Origin of the sequence: Sphingomonas sp. 10B4 (assembly GCF_035019905.1) — a bacterium.
GTDB lineage: Bacteria > Pseudomonadota > Alphaproteobacteria > Sphingomonadales > Sphingomonadaceae > Sphingomonas > Sphingomonas glacialis.
Map to the genome: position 1 here is coordinate 1 of NZ_JASJVC010000006.1, position 15,884 is coordinate 15,884.

The following is a 15,884-nucleotide window of genomic DNA, read 5'->3' on the forward strand; positions in this document are numbered from 1 at the left end:
CCCCCCCCCCCCCCCCCCCCCCCCCCCCCCTTTTTTTTTCACGCCGACGCGATGTGTATAAGAGACAGGACACGGAGAGGGTAGCGCCCGAGGCACGCCCCTCCCCTAACCCCTCCCGCAAGCGGGAGGGGGATACGCGATTACTCGCTGTCGACGAGCACCAGTTCGGAATCTTCGAGCGCGGTGATCGCGACGGTCTGGCCGCCATCCATCGCCGCGCCATCGCGCGCCTTGAACGTCTGGCCGTCGATCTCGACCGATCCCGTCGCAGGAACCAGATACGCGTGACGCCCGGGGCCGACTTCGTGCGTGATCGTCTCGCCAGCCCGCACCAGCGCTGCGAGCACGCGCGCGTCGGCACGGATCGGCAGCGCATCGGTGTCCTCGGCAAAGCCGCTCGCCAGCGTCACGAACTGCCCCGAACGATCGTCCTTCGGGAAAGGCTTTGCGCCCCAGCTCGGCGATCCGCCCTTGCGGCTCGGCTCGATCCAGATCTGGAAGATCGTCGTCTGCTCGGGCTCTAGGTTATATTCGGCATGGCGCACGCCGGTTCCGGCGCTCATCACCTGGACGTCGCCCGCCCCGGTGCGGCCTTCGTTGCCCATCGAATCCTTGTGCGTGATCGCGCCCTTGCGGACATAGGTGACGATTTCCATGTCGCGGTGCGGATGCGGCGGGAAGCCGCTGTTGGCGGCGATCTCGTCGTCGTTCCACACGCGGATCGCGCCCCAGCCCATGCGGGCGGGCTCGTAATAATTGGCGAAGGAAAAATGGTGGCGGGCGTTGAGCCAGCCATGCTCGGCATGGCCGAGGCTCTCGAACGAACGTCTCTCGATCATTGCGGATCTCCCGAAGGAATTGCGTTGGCACCAAGATAGGCGTTTGGATTGCGCGGTAAATGGAAACACTGGAAACCGATCGTTTCGACATGTAAGGAAACGCGTCGCCCGGAGCCTGGTACCAAATGCGTCTTCCCGATCTCGAAGCCTGGGCGATCTTCGCCAGTGTGGTCGAACACCGCTCCTTCAGTGGAGCCGCCGATTCGATCGGCGTTTCGAAGGCGACGGTGTCGAAAGCGGTGACGCGGCTCGAGGCGCATCTCGGGCAATCGCTGTTCCACCGCACGTCGCGCCGGCTGACCTTGACCGAGACCGGCAAGGGCCTGGCGGAACATGCCGCCCGGATTCTCGCCGAGGCGATCGCCGCCGAGGAAGCCGCGCACGATGCCGCGACGACCCCCACCGGGCTGGTACGATTGAGCGCACCGATGACGCTCGGCCTCGCGATCGTCGCGCCGCTCGTCGCCGAGTTCCTGCTGCTCCATCCCGGCATCGAGATCGAGCTGATCCTGTCCGACGCCAAGGTCGATATCGTTGCCGAGGGGTTCGATATCGCGCTGCGCATCGCCGACCTGCCCGACAGTTCGCTGCGCGCGCGTCGGCTTGGGCCGATCGCCATCCATATCGTCGGCTCGCCTGAGTATTTCGCGCGAGAGGGCCGACCGACCCATCCCGCGCAACTCGGCGAACATGCCTGTTTCGGCTATACCAACGTCACCGGACCGTGGCGCTTCTTCGGCCCTGGTGGTGCAGAAGCTGCCGTGCGGCCAAGAGGCCCGCTATCGGCGAACAGCGGCGACGCGCTGCTCCCGGCGCTCCGCGCTGGACTCGGCATCGGCTTGCTGCCGGACTTCATTGTCGGCCCCGACCTTGCCTCGGGGAAGCTCGAGGTCGTGCTCGCCGACTGGCATGGACCGCCGATCGCGCTGCATCTGGTGACCCCGCCAAGTGCGCTCCGGCCCGCGCGCGTCGAGGCGCTGATGGACTTTTTGACGGAGAAAGTTCGCAACCCTTGCGTTCGCGAAGGGTGAAGCGCCTTGCCCCCGATGCCGACGACGCCCGGTTCATCCGCCGTGTCCTGATCGTCATTCTGATCGTCGCGCTCACTGCGGCGGTGTGGCGTGCGGGCAATCTGCTGATCCTCGCGTTCGGCTCGATGCTCGGCGCGGTCGCAATCCGCGCGATTGCCGAGCTCTTTGGCAGGGTCGTCCCGCAACGCGCGACGATGCCGCTCGCGGTGACCACGGTGCTCGCGGTGATCGGGTTTCTCGGGTGGCTGTTCGGCGTCGAATTCGCGCAGCAGATCAACCAGCTCGTCTCGCAATTGCCGCATCTGCTCGACCAGCTTTCGCACTGGATGTCGCAATCGCCGGTCGGTGCGAAGATCGTCGAAGCGGTCAAGGCGGCATTCGCCGGATCGCGCGTCGCCAGCGACATCGGGGGCCTGCTGAGCGGCAGCGGCCAGTTGCTGCTCAACTGCATCCTCCTCCTCGTCGGCGCCCTGTTCTTCTCCGCCGACCCCGACGTCTATCAGCGCGGCGCGTTGCTGCTCGTGCCGCCATCGGTGCGCCCGGCGTTTGCCGATGCGCTGGTCGATGTCGGCACGACGCTGCGGCTGTGGTTGCGCGCCGAGCTGATCGGGATGACCTCGATGGGGCTGCTCGTCGGCACGGGGCTGTGGATCGCTGGCGTGCCCTCGGCGTGGGCGCTCGGGCTGCTCGCGGGCCTTAGCGAATTCATTCCCTATGTCGGGCCTACCGCTGCAATGCTTCCCGCACTCGGGCTTGCCGCGACCGCGGGAACGGCCCCGTTGATGGGCACGCTGATCACCTATGCGATCGTCCGCGTGATCCAGACCAACTTCGTCACGCCCTATGTCCAGAGCCGCGTGATCGACATCCCGCCCGCGATCACGGTGTTCGCGATCATTGCGATCGGCTTCGTCTTCGGGCTGTTCGGGCTCTTCTTTTCGGCAGGATTGCTGGTGGTCGGATTTTCGCTCGTGCGCAGCCTGTATCTGTGCGAGGTGCTCGGCGAGGACCTCACAGACGATGCCGAATCACCCCGCGAATCGCGGATTCAGGCCGATTAATGCGAAATTAACCTTTTGCCTTCATCACTGATCAGGTTAATGGTTTGTGTCAGGCATATCGGGCCGCAGGGAGCTCCGATCGTCTGGTAAGCAATGGGGACCGCCAGATGCGCGTATTGTTGATCGAGGACGAGCCGACGACCGCGAAGGCGATCGAGCTCATGCTGACGGCCGAAGGCTTCAACGTCTACAAGACCGACCTCGGCGAGGAAGGCTTGGATCTCGGCAAGCTCTACGATTACGACATCATCCTGCTCGACCTCAATTTGCCCGACATGCACGGCTACGACGTGCTGAAAAAGCTCCGCGTCGCGCGCGTCCAGACGCCGGTGCTGATCCTGTCGGGCATCAACGAGATGGACAGCAAGGTCCGCAGCTTCGGCTTCGGCGCCGACGATTACGTCACCAAGCCGTTCCACCGCGAAGAACTCACCGCGCGCATCCACGCCGTCGTGCGCCGCTCGAAGGGCCATAGCCAGTCGGTCATCCGCACCGGCAAGCTTGCGGTCAATCTCGACGCCAAGACGGTCGAAGTCGATGGCAGCCGAGTTCATCTGACCGGCAAGGAGTATGCGATGCTCGAGCTGCTGAGCCTGCGCAAGGGCACCACGCTGACCAAGGAAATGTTCCTCAACCACCTCTATGGCGGGATGGACGAGCCCGAGCTCAAGATCATCGACGTCTTCATCTGCAAGCTGCGCAAGAAGCTGTCGCTCGCTTGCGAAGGCGAGAATTACATCGAGACCGTCTGGGGCCGCGGCTATGTGCTGCGCGAGGCCGACGAGATGATGGCACCCGCGGCCGTCGCCTGATCGCCCAACAGTTTACCGCTCCCGCTGCGGCGGGAGACAGGCCGCGACATCGGGGGACGTCGCGGCCTTTTCTTTACTTGCGGCTCCATGCCTTGGCGCCGCCGATCCAGGTCTGCTCGACCTTGGTCGCGCGCAATTCGGTCGGCGAAGCGAGCAGCGGGTCGCGGTCGACGATGATGAAGTCGGCGCGCTGCCCGACGCCGAGGCGTCCGAACTTGTCCTCGGCAAAGCCGGCATAGGCCGCGCCCCCAGTGAACGCCCACCACGCCTGCTCGCGCGTGATGCGCTCTTCGGGGCGCCAACCGCCGAACGGCTGCCCATCGGCATCCTGCCGCGTGAACGCCGCCGCCCAGCCGGCGAACGGATCGGGCTTCTCGACCGGATAGTCCGACCCGAAGGCGAGCGTCGCACCGTTCTTCAGCATCGAGTTCCACGCATAGGCACCGGCGAGCCGATCGGGCCCGAGCCGCGCCTCGGCCATTGCGCGATCGCTCGTCTGGTGCGTCGGCTGCATCGAGGCGATGATGCCGTTCTTGCCGAAGCGCGGCAGATCGACCGGATCGACGATCTGTGCATGTTCGATCCGCCAGCGGCGATCGCCCTTGTACGTATCGGCCATGTCCTCGATCGCCGAGAGGACCTCGGCATTGGCGCGGTCGCCGATCGCATGGACCGCGACTTGGTAATGGTCGAGCGCGGCGCGGCTCATGTAATTGCGGATCACGTCGTCGGACATGAACCCCGCCCCCGTTTGCCCCGGCGCATCGCTATACGGCTTCTTGAGCCAAGCGCCGCGCGACCCGAGCGCGCCATCGGCATAGAGCTTGACCCCGCCCATCCGCAGCCGGTCGCCATAGAGCCACTGCGTCGGCCCGGCGCCGCCGATCCGCACCGCGGTATCGACCCCCATGCCATAGCTCATGATCCGCACGCGCAGATTGCCCGCGTCGCCGGTGCGGCGATACGCCAGCCAGTCGTCCATGCTCGTGCCCATGTCGGCGGTCGCGGTGATGCCGTAGGACATCAGGATCTCCTGCGCCTTGAGGAAGGCGACGTCGCGCTCCTTGGGCTGCGGCTGCGGCACGACCTTCTCGACCAGCGATTGCGCCGCATCGACGAACACGCCGCTCGGTAGCGGGCCGGTCTTCTCGATCCGCCCGCCCGCGGGCGCGACCGACTTGGCCGTGACGCCTGCTGCCTTGAGCGCGGCGCTGTTGCCCCAGCTCGCATGCCCGTCGGCACGCGCGAGCCAGACCGGGCGATCGCTGACCACCGCGTCGAGATCGGCGGCAGTCGGGAAGCGGCCGAGCGCCCACACCTCCTGGTTCCAGCCGCCGCCGATGATCCACTTCTTCTCGGGGTTGGCGGCGGCGTAAGCTGCGATCCGCGCCTTGGCCTCGTCGAGCGACTTGGTGCCCGACAGATCGAGCTCGAGCGCGCGGAAGCCCAATTCCATGACATGCCCATGCGCGTCGATGAAACCGGGGAGCAGCACCTTGCCATGTTCGTCGGCGCGCCAATCCAATTTGACCGGGCGCTTCTCGCTGTCGACGAGCAGCTTGACGACCTTGCCCTCGGGCGAGATCAGCAGGCCGGTGAAGCGCAGGACCCTGCCGTCCTTGTCGAGCGTGATCCCGGTGACATTATCGATCAACCCATCGGCAAAGGCAGCATTCGGGAGCGAGAGCGCCGCAAGGACGAATGCGGCGCGACGGGCGAAGGACTTGGTCTGCATGCGCAATGCGATAAGCAATGTTCCTTCGTCGCGCCAGATGGTCTAGGCGGCGACATGGTTACTCATCCCCGCCCCGCGCCCGAAACCCTCCCCGTCACCCTCGCCGATGTCCAGGCGGCGCACGCGCGGATCGCCGATCAGATCGTGCGGACGCCGACGTTCATCAGCAAGACGCTGTCCGAGCTGACCGGGGCGACGGTCTATCTCAAGTTCGAGAACCTGCAATTCACCGCGGCGTACAAGGAGCGCGGCGCGCTCAACACGCTGCTGCAGCTGCCCGCGGGCACGAGCGGCGTGATCGCGGCGTCGGCCGGAAACCATGCGCAGGGCCTCGCCTATCACGCCAATCGCCTCGGCATCCCGGCGACGATCGTGATGCCGACCAACACGCCGACCGTGAAGGTGACGCAGACCGAGGGCCACGGCGCGACCGTCGTGCTGTTCGGCGACACGTTCGACGCGGCCTATGCGCACGCCCGCGAGCTCGAAGGCGAGCGCGGGCTGACCTTCGTCCATCCGTTCGACGACGTCCGCGTGATTGCCGGCCAGGGCACGTGCGCGATCGAGATGCTGCAGGACGTGCCGAGCATCGACACCTTCCTCACCCCGATCGGTGGCGGCGGCCTGATCTCGGGCATGGCGGTGGTCGCTGCGGCGGCCGACCATCCGATCGAAGTCGTCGGCGTCGAGGCCGAGTTGTTCCCGTCGATGTTCAACCGCATCAACGGCACCGCAATGCCGTGCGCGGGCGATACGCTCGCCGAGGGTATCGCGGTGAAGGAGCCCGGCGGGATCACTTCGGGGATGGTCAAGGCGCTGGTCGACGACATCGTGCTGGTCAGCGAGCGCAACCTCGAACGCGCCGTCAGCCTGTTGCTGCAGATCGAGAAGACCGTGGTCGAAGGTGCGGGCGCAGCCGGCCTCGCCGCGCTGCTCCAGCATCCCGAGCGCTTCGCCGGCAAGACCGTCGGCGTCGTGCTGTGCGGCGGCAATATCGACACGCGGCTGCTCGCCAACGTCCTGCTGCGCGATCTCGCGCGCTCGGGCCGGCTCGCGCGGTTGCGGATCCGGCTGCAGGATCAGCCCGGCGCGTTGTTCAACGTCGCGCGGATCTTCGATGCCGAACGCGTCAACATCATCGAGATCTATCATCAGCGGGTCTTCACGACGCTCCCCGCCAAGGGCCTGATCACCGATGTCGAATGCGAGACGCGCGACCGCGCGCATCTCGACCGGCTCATCGCCGCTTTGCGCGCCGGGGGCTATGAAGTGAGTACCGTCGAACTCGCGTGACGAAACGAATCTGGCGTGCGGCCAACCGAGTCCCGCGACTCTATCGCAGGGGCCCGGATCGGTGCATTTTATTGCCAGCGCGCTGAATCGATTCAGCAAATGCGGCATTAACCACCAATATTGGTAAAGCCGCTTTTCATCACGTTCGGGAAGATTCATAACGGCGGTGCGAACTGGCCGCCGGGGCGGCAGGACACGCTCATTCAAGGGACCTTCCGCGGTGACAGCGCCATTCCGCTTTCCACGATTTTTCGTCACCAGCCCGTCGCCCTGCCCGTATCTGCCCGGTCGCCAGGAGCGGAAGGTGTTTACCGAGTTGCGCGGCGAGCAAGCGAGCGATCTTAACGATGCGCTTGGCCGGATCGGCTTTCGCCGCAGCCAGTCGGTCGCGTATCGCCCGAGCTGTTCGGGCTGCACCGCGTGCGTCTCAGTCCGCGTCGTCGTTTCGGACTTCGAGGCGAATGCGACGCAGCGCAAGCAGTTGCGGAAGAATGCTGACCTCGAAGTCTCGGCGTGCCGGCCGTGGGCGACAGACGAACAATTCCAGCTGCTGCGCCGCTATCTCGCCTCGCGGCATCCCGGCGGCGGCATGGCCGAGATGGACGAAGGCGATTATGCCGACATGGTCGAGCATTCGCCCGTCAACAGCTTCATCGTCGAATATCGCGAGCCGTCGCTCCACGGCGAGCGCGGAAAGCTGATCGGTGCATGCCTCACCGATCAGCATTCTGACGGGCTGTCGATGATCTACAGCTTCTTCGACTCCGACAGCACCGATCGCCCGGGGCTCGGCAACATGATCATCATGGATCACATCCTGCGCGCGCGTGCCGTCGGGCTGCCCTATGTCTATCTCGGCTATTGGGTGAAGGGCTCGCCGCGGATGGCGTACAAGATCCGCTATCGTCCGATCGAAGTGCTCGGCCCGCAAGGCTGGGGGCTGCTGGTCGACGAGGATGCGGTCTATTCGCCGCCCGCCGAAAAATACGCGATCATGGCCGAGCAGGTGGTAACGACGCGCTGATCCGATCGCGGGGTTATTGCCCCGCCGCGCGATCCACATGGAGGTCAACGTCGAGCACCTCGTCGCCCTCGCCGAGCCGCGATCCGGCGACGGGTGCGGCCCCTGCCGAATCGAGCGCGACGGCCACGCGCGCATAGGCTTCGTCGGCGCAGAGGCCCGTGCACGGATCGAACGCTACCCACCCGAGCCCTGCCACATGCGCCTCGGCCCAGCCGTGCGGCGCAGGGCGACCATCCCCGACCTCGATACACGACGGGCTGTAGCCAGAGACGTAACGTGCCGGCACGCCGAGCGTCCGCGCCGCGGTGACGAACACCTGCGCCAGATCGCGCGCGCTGACCTTCCCTTCGGCGAACGCCTCGATTGCGGTGCGGCCTGCGACCGGACGCCCGCGACACAGCGCGAAGCGCCTGTGCACCGCCAGATTGAGCGCATGCAGCCGCGCGACCGGATCGGTCTCGCTGATCGCGCTTGAAAAGCCGATGATCTCGGCATTGGGCTTGGTCAGCGCCGTCTCGCGCAGGAACAGTTCGGGCGGCAACGGCTCGTGCCCGCCATGCACGATCCCGTGCGAGCGGTTGGTCAGCACCTCGCCCGAGACATGGATCTCGATGCTGTCGAGCGGTCCCTCGACATACAGCATCGTCGTGCGGTTGCCGAAACCGTCGCGCCCATAGCGCAGCCGTGCATCGCAATCGACGTGGAGGTTCCACCCTGCGACCGACTGGTCGTGCGTATCTTCCGGGATCAACCGAAGCAGTTGGGTCAGCCGCGCCTGCGGGTTGGTGAAGCGATACGTCGTGCGGTGATCGATCGCGAGCCGCATCAGCTGAACTTGAACTGGCGGCCGACGGCCATGTGGAGATTGTCGTTCTCGGCGATGAAGCCCTGCAGATATTGGTGCAGCCCGCGCGCGATCACTTCGCCCGATTTGGTGCGAGCCAAGCGTTGCTGGCGGGTGCGCGCCATCCGGTCGGCCTCGCCGTGCAGGCCGGTACGCTTGGCGAGCAAATTGAGGATCTCGACTGCTTCCTCGACCGAGGCGGCGAGGCTGCGCGGCAGTTCGGAGCGTGCGATCAGCAAGTCGATGACGTTCGCCGGCTTCAACCCTTCCGAATAGAGCCAGCGATACGCGGTGACTGCGGACACCGTCTGCAGGATCGTCGTCCATTGGTCGCGGTCGACCACACCGCCGACCGATTCGCCCTTGGGCAGCAGGATATGATATTTGACGTCGAGCAGCCGTGCGGTGTTGTCGGCACGTTCGATCGCTTGGCCCAAGCGGATGAACCACGTCGTCTGGTTGCGCAGCATGCGGTGCACCGCGCCCTCGAACCCGCGCGTCTCGGCCTTTACCGCCTCGACCAGGTTGAGCGTCGCCATCGCGCCGCCGGGGCTCGAGCGATTGTCGAAAATCAGCCAGGCGCCGTTGATCGCGGTCCAGGCTTCCTTGGTCAGCGCGGTGCGCACCGCGCGCGCATTGTTGCGCGCCATGTCGAGCGCGCGGACGATCGAGCCCGGATGGCTGGTGTCGACGGTGAGGAAGCGCGCGACCGAGCTTTGTGAGATGTCCTTGCCGGTCTTGGCGAAGGCCTGGTCGGTTTCGGTCACCGCCAGCGCCGATGCCCACGCCGCCTCGCCCGCCGGGCGCGGTGAAAGGACGTCGAGCCTGACGGTCGCCTCGACCAGCCGCGCGATGAAGTCGGTCCGCTCGACATAGCGGCCGAGCCAGTACAGCGACGATGCGGTCCGGCTCAGCATTGCGAGGCTCCGCGGCATGGCGAGGACCGCAGCGCGCCGCTCACGAGACTTGCTCCTGCGATTGCGTCTGCGACTGGAGCGGGTGGGACGGTTGCGCGCCCGCGCCATTGTCCATCAGGACGAAGCTGTCCTTGGTACCACCGCCCTGCGATGAATTGACCACCAGCGATCCCTCTTTCAGCGCGACGCGCGTGAGCCCGCCTGGAACGACCTGGACGCCCTTCGAGCCCGTCAGCACGAACGGCCGGAAATCGACATGGCGCGGCGCCAGGCCTGCCGCGGCAAGCGTCGGTACCGTCGACAGCGCCAGCGTGGGCTGCGCGATGTAGCGGTGCGGCTCGGCGATCAGCGCGGCGCGGAAGCTTTCGATCTCGGCCTTGGTCGCGGTCGGCCCCACGAGCATGCCGTATCCCCCCGAACCGTCGACCAGCTTCACCACCAGCTCGGGCAATCTTTCGAGCACATATTTCAGCGCTTGCGGCTCTCGGCAGCGCCATGTCTCGACATTGGGCAGCTTCGCGTCACCGCCCGAATAGAATTTCACGATCTCGGGCATGTACGAATAGATCGCCTTGTCGTCGGCGATGCCGTTGCCCGGCGCGTTGAGCAACGCGACGTTGCCCGCGGCATAGGCCGCGATCAGCCCCGGCACGCCGAGCATCGAGTCGGGGCGGAAAACGAGCGGGTCGAGATAATCGTCGTCGATCCGGCGATAGATGACATCGACCTTCACGCGCCCCGCAATCGTGCGCATCCACACGACGTCATCATCGACGACGAGATCGGCCGCCTCGACCAGCTCGATCCCCATCGAATCGGCGAGGAAGCTGTGCTCGTAATAGGCCGAATTATAGTGCCCCGGCGTCAGCACAACGCAGACCGGCGCGGCGACGCCGACCGGCGCGACCGACTTCATCGTCTCGAGCAAGCGATCGGGGTAGGAATCGACCGCCGCGACGTGGAAATCGCGGAACAGCTCGGGGCATAGCCGCAGCATCGCTTCGCGGTTCTCGAGCATGTAGCTCACCCCCGACGGGGTGCGCGCATTGTCCTCGAGCACGAAGAAATCGTCGGGTCCGGTGCGCACCAGATCGATCCCGCAGATATGCGCCCAGATGTCGTGCGGCGGGCGGATGCCGGCGATCTCGGGACGGAACTGCGGATTGCCGAAGATCAGGTCGGGCGGCAGCACGCCTTCGGCGAGGATCCGGCGTTCGCCGTAGATGTCGTGGAGAAAGGCGTTGATCGCCTCGACACGCTGGACGAGGCCGACCGACAGCCGCTCCCATTCGTCGGCGAGGAAGATGCGCGGGACGATGTCGAACGGGATGATCCGCTCGCTCGCATCGCTCTCGCCATAGACGGCGAAGGTAATGCCCAATTGACGGAAGGTTGCCTCGGCCGATTGCTGGCGCCGACGGAGCTCGGCGTCGGGGGTGGTCTCGATCCAGGCGCCCAAGGCGGCAAGTTCGTCCCGCGGGGTCGTCGACCCTGCCTGCCCCATGATTTCGTCAAACGCCGGTCGTGTCCCCATCGAAAAGGTAAAGCCCCCAAATACGTCTTGGGTTCCATGCTGCGATGGATTGTTGCGCCGCACAAGCGCTGCCGAAAAGAAATCTGCTGTCTAGCGCGCGCGTTCCTGCGCCAGCGCACTGGCAAAATCGCGCCGCGCTTCCGCCACCAAATGCGGGAGCGTCCCGGGATCGACGAAGGCGTCCACCGCGCCGGCGTCGTGGCGCCTGGCCTGTCCGAGCAAATCGACCTGATCGGGGTGCATCGGCAGCACGATGTCGGCGGGCAGCGTCGCCAGCCGATCAAAGCTGTGGCGATAATCGGCGATGATGCCGGGATAGGCGCGATTGCCGATCAGGCGATTGCCCGCCACGGTCACGCTGCACGGGAATACGACGTTCAATCGCCGCCCACGCTCGACTACCGGGATCGTCCAGGTCGTGCAGCCCGGCGTATGTCCCGGGGTCAGCACCGCGGTCAGCGCGACACTGCCGACGCGGATTTGTTCGCCATCGCGGACGATCCGGTCGACCGGAACCGGCGCAAAGCGGGTGTGACCGTTCGCATTGTCGGCTTCGTGTCGGCCACGGCGTAGCGCGGAGGCATCGCCGGCCGAGGCGACGAGCTTGGCGCCACTCCAGCGGCGCAGTTCGGCGAACGCAGCGGCATGGTCGAAATGCGCGTGCGAATTGAGGATCCATTTGATCTGACGCGGTTGCACCCCGATCGTCGCGAGGTTGCGCTCGACCAGACCGGCGCTCTGCGCGAGTGGGCCGCTGACAAGGATCGTTCCCGCGCGCGTGACGATCGCATAGACGCCGAGCCCCTCGGTCCCGACATACCAGACCGGCCCGGCAATGTGGAATGGCGCTGTCGGTCGCGACCAGGCGGGTGGGTTCTGCGCGCTCGCCGCGCCTGCCCCGAGGACCAGCGCGGCGAAGCCGGCAAGCGCGCGCGCGATCATAACGCCGCCAATATCCCCGGCGTCAGCACTTGCGGGAGAACGCGCGGTTCGGCCGCGCCCGGCGCATAATACAGGTATAGCGGCACCCCCGCGCGGTTATGCGCCTCGATGAAGCGGCCCATCGTCGCATCGCCATTGGTCCAGTCACCGAGCAGCACCGCGACCTTGTGATCGGCAAAGCTTTTGCGCGTCGCATCGGTCTCGATCGCGGCCTTCTCGTTGACCTTGCACGTCAGGCACCAGTCGGCGGTGAAATAGACGAACACCGGTCGCCCCGCCTTGCGCAACGTGTCGAGCCGCGCCTCGGTGAAGGGCTCGTTGCCAGCCTCGGCGACCGCGGCCTTCGCCGGTGCGCGGGACACGAGCGCCGCGCCGCCGATCGTGACGGCGAGCAACGCGATCAGCGCGCCCCAGCCGAACGCCAGCCCGCGTGCCTGGCGGCGACCGCCGATCCACAACGCGAAGCCTGCGAACAGCGCCGCGCCGAGCCCGAGGATCAGCCCGTTGACGCCCGCCTGCCGCCCGAGCACCCAAGCGAGCGCGAGCGCGGTCAGCCACATCGGCACCGACAGGATGTGACGGAAGGTCTCCATCCACGCACCGGGCTTGGGCAGCTTCTTGCGCAACGCTGGCACGAAACCGAGCGCGAGGAACGGGATCGCAAGCCCGAGCCCGAGCCCCGCGAACACCGCCAACGCCGCCGGCCATGGCAGCACCAGCGCAGCGCCCAGCGCCGCGCCCATGAACGGCCCGGTGCACGGCGTCGCGATGAACGCCGCGAGCGCACCGGTTGCGAACGCGCCGCCTGCCCCGCCCGAGCGATTGACGAATTGCGGCGTCGGGATCTCGAACAACCCGCCAAGGTTGAGCGACAGCGCCACCGTCAGCAGCAGCAGCACGACGATCGCGCGCGGATCCTGCAACTGGAACGCCCAGCCGACCGCGGTCCCGCCTGCCCGCAGCGCGAGAATCGCCGCGCCCAGGCCAACGCACACCGCGACGACGCCGCCGGTATAGGCCAGCGCCTCACGCCGCGCCGCGCCCTCGTCGAGATGACCGCGGGCTAAGCTCAGCGCCTTGAGGCTGAGGATCGGGAAGACGCACGGCATGATGTTGAGGATCAACCCGCCAAGCATCGCGCCGGCAAAGGCGATCAGCGTCGCCATCAGCACGCCGCCGGCAGGTGCGCCGGTCGATGTGGCCGCGGTCGCGGCGACGGTGCCGGCATTGGCGGTCACGCGCAGTCCCTGCTGCGCGCCGATCTGCAACACGCCGACAAGCGGCCCCGCCCCGCCGGTCGCGCCCGCCTTGGTTTCGACGATCAGCCGGTCGCCATCCTGGCTCACGGTCTGCGGCGCGTTGTAATCGAGCAGCCCGGTCGTGACCGGGTAGAAATAGGCGTCCTTCGGAGCTGCACCCGCCGGATACGGTATCGCGATGCGGATGCGACCGTCGCTCGCTTGAAAGACGCCCTTCGCATCGAGCGGCTTGGGCACCGCGCGGCGCCACGCATCGAAACGCGCTTGCGTGTCGGGCGCAATCGCGCCGTCGCCAACGGTCAGCGAAAGCGACAGATCGGCGGCTTCAGGAACGCATACCGTCGCCGAGCAGACGAGATAGGTGGTATGGAGCGCGACCGGCAGCGCGGTCCCGGCGGCGAGGCCAGCTGGTACCTTGAGCGTGACGAGCGGCGCATAGGGCTTCTCGAACACATAGTTCATCAAGTCGGCGACGACGAGCCGCCCCGGCACCGGATAGACCGGCTCGCTTGCGGTCACCCCCTTGGGCAGTTTCCATTCGAGCTTGGCCGGAAAGCCCGCATCGCCGGGATTTTCCCAATAGCCGTGCCAGCCAGCCTCGGGCACCGTCGCCAGCGCGACCGTGACGGTCGACCCCGCCGCCGGCGTCGCGCTTTCCGCCACCAGCGTGATTGCGAGGTGATGCGCGCCCGGAGCGCCGATCGGGCCGCCATCGGCTTGCGCCGCGCTTGCCGTCAGCATCGCCAGAACCGTCATCAAGCCGAAATGAAACCAGCGCATTCGCACATCCTTGTAGGTCACGCGCACCAAGGGCATAGCTCGCGCGGGGTCAAGTATATGGCGCGGAGATCACCGATGAAACGACAGGCTTCCCTCGTGGCGATGGCGCTCGCGCTGCTTTCGGCCCCGCTCTCGGCAAAGGAACCCGCGCCGTTCACCCCGCCCGCGAGCGCACCGAAGCTGATCGTGGTCATCTCGGTCGATCAATTCTCCGCCGACCTGTTCGACGAATATCGCAAGTCCTTCACCGGCGGCTTCGCGCGGTTGCAGCAGGGTGGCGTCTTCCCGAGCGGCTATCAGAGCCACGCCGCGACCGAGACCTGCCCCGGCCATTCGACGATCCTGACCGGTTTGCGCCCCGAACATACCGGCATCATCGCCAATAACTGGACCGACCTCAGCGTCGCGCGCGCCGACAAGGTGGTGTATTGCGCCGAGGACGAAACCGTCCCCGGCACGACGCACGACGGCCAGTACACCGTGTCCGACAAGCACCTGCTCGTCCCCACGCTCGGCGAACGGATGAAGGCCGCCAATCCGGCGATCCGCGTCGTCTCGGTCGCGGGCAAGGATCGCGCTGCGGTGATGATGGGCGGCCACAACGTCGACGAGCTCTGGTGGTGGAACGGCAAGGCATTCGTCAGCTATGCCGGCCGCGCCACCCCCGCCGTCGTCGCGCGCGCCAATGCCGCGACCGCCGCGAACATCGCCGCGCCGCAAGCCGCGCTCGACGTGCCCGAGGTCTGCAAGCCGCACGATCGCGCGGTGCAAGTCGGTGGCGGCAAGACCGTCGGCGCAGGACATTTCGAGCGCGCCGCGGGGAGCGCTTCGGCGTTCCGCGCCTCGCCCGCGTTCGACGGCGCGATCGTCGCGCTGGCGGCTGGACTCGTGCAGGACATGAAGCTCGGGCAAGGGCCCACCACCGACATCATCGACGTCGGCGCATCGGCGACCGATTATATCGGCCACACTTATGGCACCGAAGGCGCCGAGATGTGCATCCAGCTCCAGCAGCTCGATGCGACGCTCGGCTCGTTCTTCCAAATGCTCGATTCGACCGGGGTCGATTATGAAGTCGTGCTCACCGCGGACCATGGCGGCAACGACCTTCCCGAACGCGAGGTCGATGCCGGGCTGCCTGCCGCGCAGCGCGCCAAGGTGATGCTCGCGCCTGCGGTCGCTGGGAAAGAGATCGCGACCAAGCTCGGCATCGCAAAGCCGGTGCTGTTCGGCGACATCCCCAATGGCGACGTCTATATCGCCAAGGATCTGACGGGTGCGCAGCACAAGGCGGTCGAGGCCGCGGCGATTGCCTATTACAAGGCGTCACCGCAAGTCGCCGAGGTGTTCACCGCCGCACAAATCCGCGCGACGCCGAGCCCCAAGGGACCGCCCGAGAAGTGGACCATGCTCGAGCGCGCGCGTGCGTCGTTCCGGGCCGGGCGGTCGGGCGATTTGCTCGTCTTCCTCCAGCCGCGCGTCACGCCGATCCCGAGCGCGGCGGGCGGCTATGTGGCGACGCATGGCAGCCCGTACGATTACGATCGCCGCGTCCCGATCCTGTTCTGGCGCAAGGGGATGAGCGCGTTCGAACATACCGGTGGCGTCGAGACGGTCGATATCGCGCCGACGCTCGCGCACCAGATCCGGTTGCCGCTGACGGCGCCGAAGGTCGATGGGCGGTGCCTGGATCTGAATGCGGGCGGGCAGCCCTGCCGCTAAAATCCCTCTCCCACCGGGAACATCGGGTCGGGTGAGGGCAGGCTAGAATAGCTGCCCTCACCCTTCCCGCTCCACATGGGAGAGGGAGATT

At 66.5% G+C, this 15,884-nt stretch carries 13 protein-coding genes; 6 read left to right on the forward strand and 7 right to left on the reverse strand.

The window, feature by feature from the left end; all coding sequences use genetic code 11:
- Positions 1 to 140: 140 nt before the first annotated feature.
- Positions 141 to 839, reverse strand: a complete 699-nt coding sequence (locus QN347_RS02990) for a pirin family protein (protein WP_322162789.1) — start codon at positions 837 to 839, stop codon at positions 141 to 143.
- 125 nt (positions 840 to 964) lie between these two features.
- On the opposite strand from QN347_RS02990, the gene QN347_RS02995 reads away from it, so the two are divergent.
- From QN347_RS02995 to ctrA, 3 genes are all read left to right on the forward strand, one after another.
- The gene (locus tag QN347_RS02995) at positions 965 to 1,870 is read left to right on the forward strand and encodes a LysR family transcriptional regulator (RefSeq protein ID WP_133189522.1); all 906 of its coding nucleotides are present in this window, start codon (positions 965 to 967) and stop codon (positions 1,868 to 1,870) included.
- On the forward strand, positions 1,867 to 2,931 hold the full coding sequence (locus QN347_RS03000; protein WP_322162787.1) for an AI-2E family transporter: 1,065 nt from the start codon (positions 1,867 to 1,869) through the stop codon (positions 2,929 to 2,931). Before QN347_RS02995 ends, QN347_RS03000 begins: the two co-directional genes overlap by 4 nt.
- A gap of 107 nt (positions 2,932 to 3,038) precedes the next feature.
- Positions 3,039 to 3,743 (forward strand): response regulator transcription factor CtrA, encoded by a 705-nt coding sequence (gene ctrA / locus QN347_RS03005; RefSeq protein ID WP_133189526.1) that lies wholly within the window; start codon positions 3,039 to 3,041, stop codon positions 3,741 to 3,743.
- Between the two features lie 73 nt (positions 3,744 to 3,816).
- Here ctrA and QN347_RS03010 read toward each other — a convergent pair whose 3' ends face one another.
- On the reverse strand, positions 3,817 to 5,478 hold the full coding sequence (locus QN347_RS03010; protein ID WP_322162785.1) for an amidohydrolase: 1,662 nt from the start codon (positions 5,476 to 5,478) through the stop codon (positions 3,817 to 3,819).
- Positions 5,479 to 5,532: 54 nt separating this feature from the next.
- Between QN347_RS03010 and QN347_RS03015 the strand changes: the two genes are divergently transcribed.
- Together QN347_RS03015 and QN347_RS03020 are read left to right on the forward strand one after the other, a co-directional pair.
- Positions 5,533 to 6,771, forward strand: a complete 1,239-nt coding sequence (locus QN347_RS03015; protein ID WP_322162784.1) for a threonine ammonia-lyase — start codon at positions 5,533 to 5,535, stop codon at positions 6,769 to 6,771.
- A 220-nt stretch (positions 6,772 to 6,991) separates the two neighbouring features.
- A complete protein-coding gene (locus QN347_RS03020; protein WP_322162782.1) occupies positions 6,992 to 7,795 on the forward strand; it encodes an arginyltransferase in 804 nt (267 codons plus the stop codon).
- A gap of 13 nt (positions 7,796 to 7,808) precedes the next feature.
- On the opposite strand, the gene QN347_RS03025 is transcribed toward QN347_RS03020, so the two are convergent.
- From QN347_RS03025 to QN347_RS03045, 5 genes are all read right to left on the reverse strand, one after another.
- Entirely contained in the window at positions 7,809 to 8,621 is an 813-nt protein-coding gene (locus QN347_RS03025) for a transglutaminase family protein (RefSeq protein WP_322162780.1), read from the reverse strand.
- Positions 8,621 to 9,556 (reverse strand): alpha-E domain-containing protein, encoded by a 936-nt coding sequence (locus tag QN347_RS03030; RefSeq protein WP_133189536.1) that lies wholly within the window; start codon positions 9,554 to 9,556, stop codon positions 8,621 to 8,623. The genes QN347_RS03025 and QN347_RS03030 overlap by 1 nt, the downstream gene beginning before the upstream one ends.
- 40 nt (positions 9,557 to 9,596) lie before the next feature.
- Positions 9,597 to 11,090 (reverse strand): circularly permuted type 2 ATP-grasp protein, encoded by a 1,494-nt coding sequence (locus QN347_RS03035; protein WP_189675300.1) that lies wholly within the window; start codon positions 11,088 to 11,090, stop codon positions 9,597 to 9,599.
- 90 nt (positions 11,091 to 11,180) lie between these two features.
- Complete coding sequence (gene bla / locus QN347_RS03040) at positions 11,181 to 12,032, reverse strand: subclass B3 metallo-beta-lactamase (RefSeq protein WP_322162777.1); 852 nt, start codon at positions 12,030 to 12,032, stop codon at positions 11,181 to 11,183.
- Positions 12,029 to 14,071 carry a protein-disulfide reductase DsbD family protein gene (locus QN347_RS03045; RefSeq protein WP_322162776.1) on the reverse strand — a complete coding sequence of 681 codons (2,043 nt, stop codon included), beginning with the start codon at positions 14,069 to 14,071 and terminating at the stop codon, positions 12,029 to 12,031. The genes bla and QN347_RS03045 overlap by 4 nt, the downstream gene beginning before the upstream one ends.
- 75 nt (positions 14,072 to 14,146) lie before the next feature.
- Between QN347_RS03045 and QN347_RS03050 the strand changes: the two genes are divergently transcribed.
- Positions 14,147 to 15,793, forward strand: a complete 1,647-nt coding sequence (locus QN347_RS03050; protein ID WP_322162775.1) for an alkaline phosphatase family protein — start codon at positions 14,147 to 14,149, stop codon at positions 15,791 to 15,793.
- Positions 15,794 to 15,884: the final 91 nt, after the last annotated feature.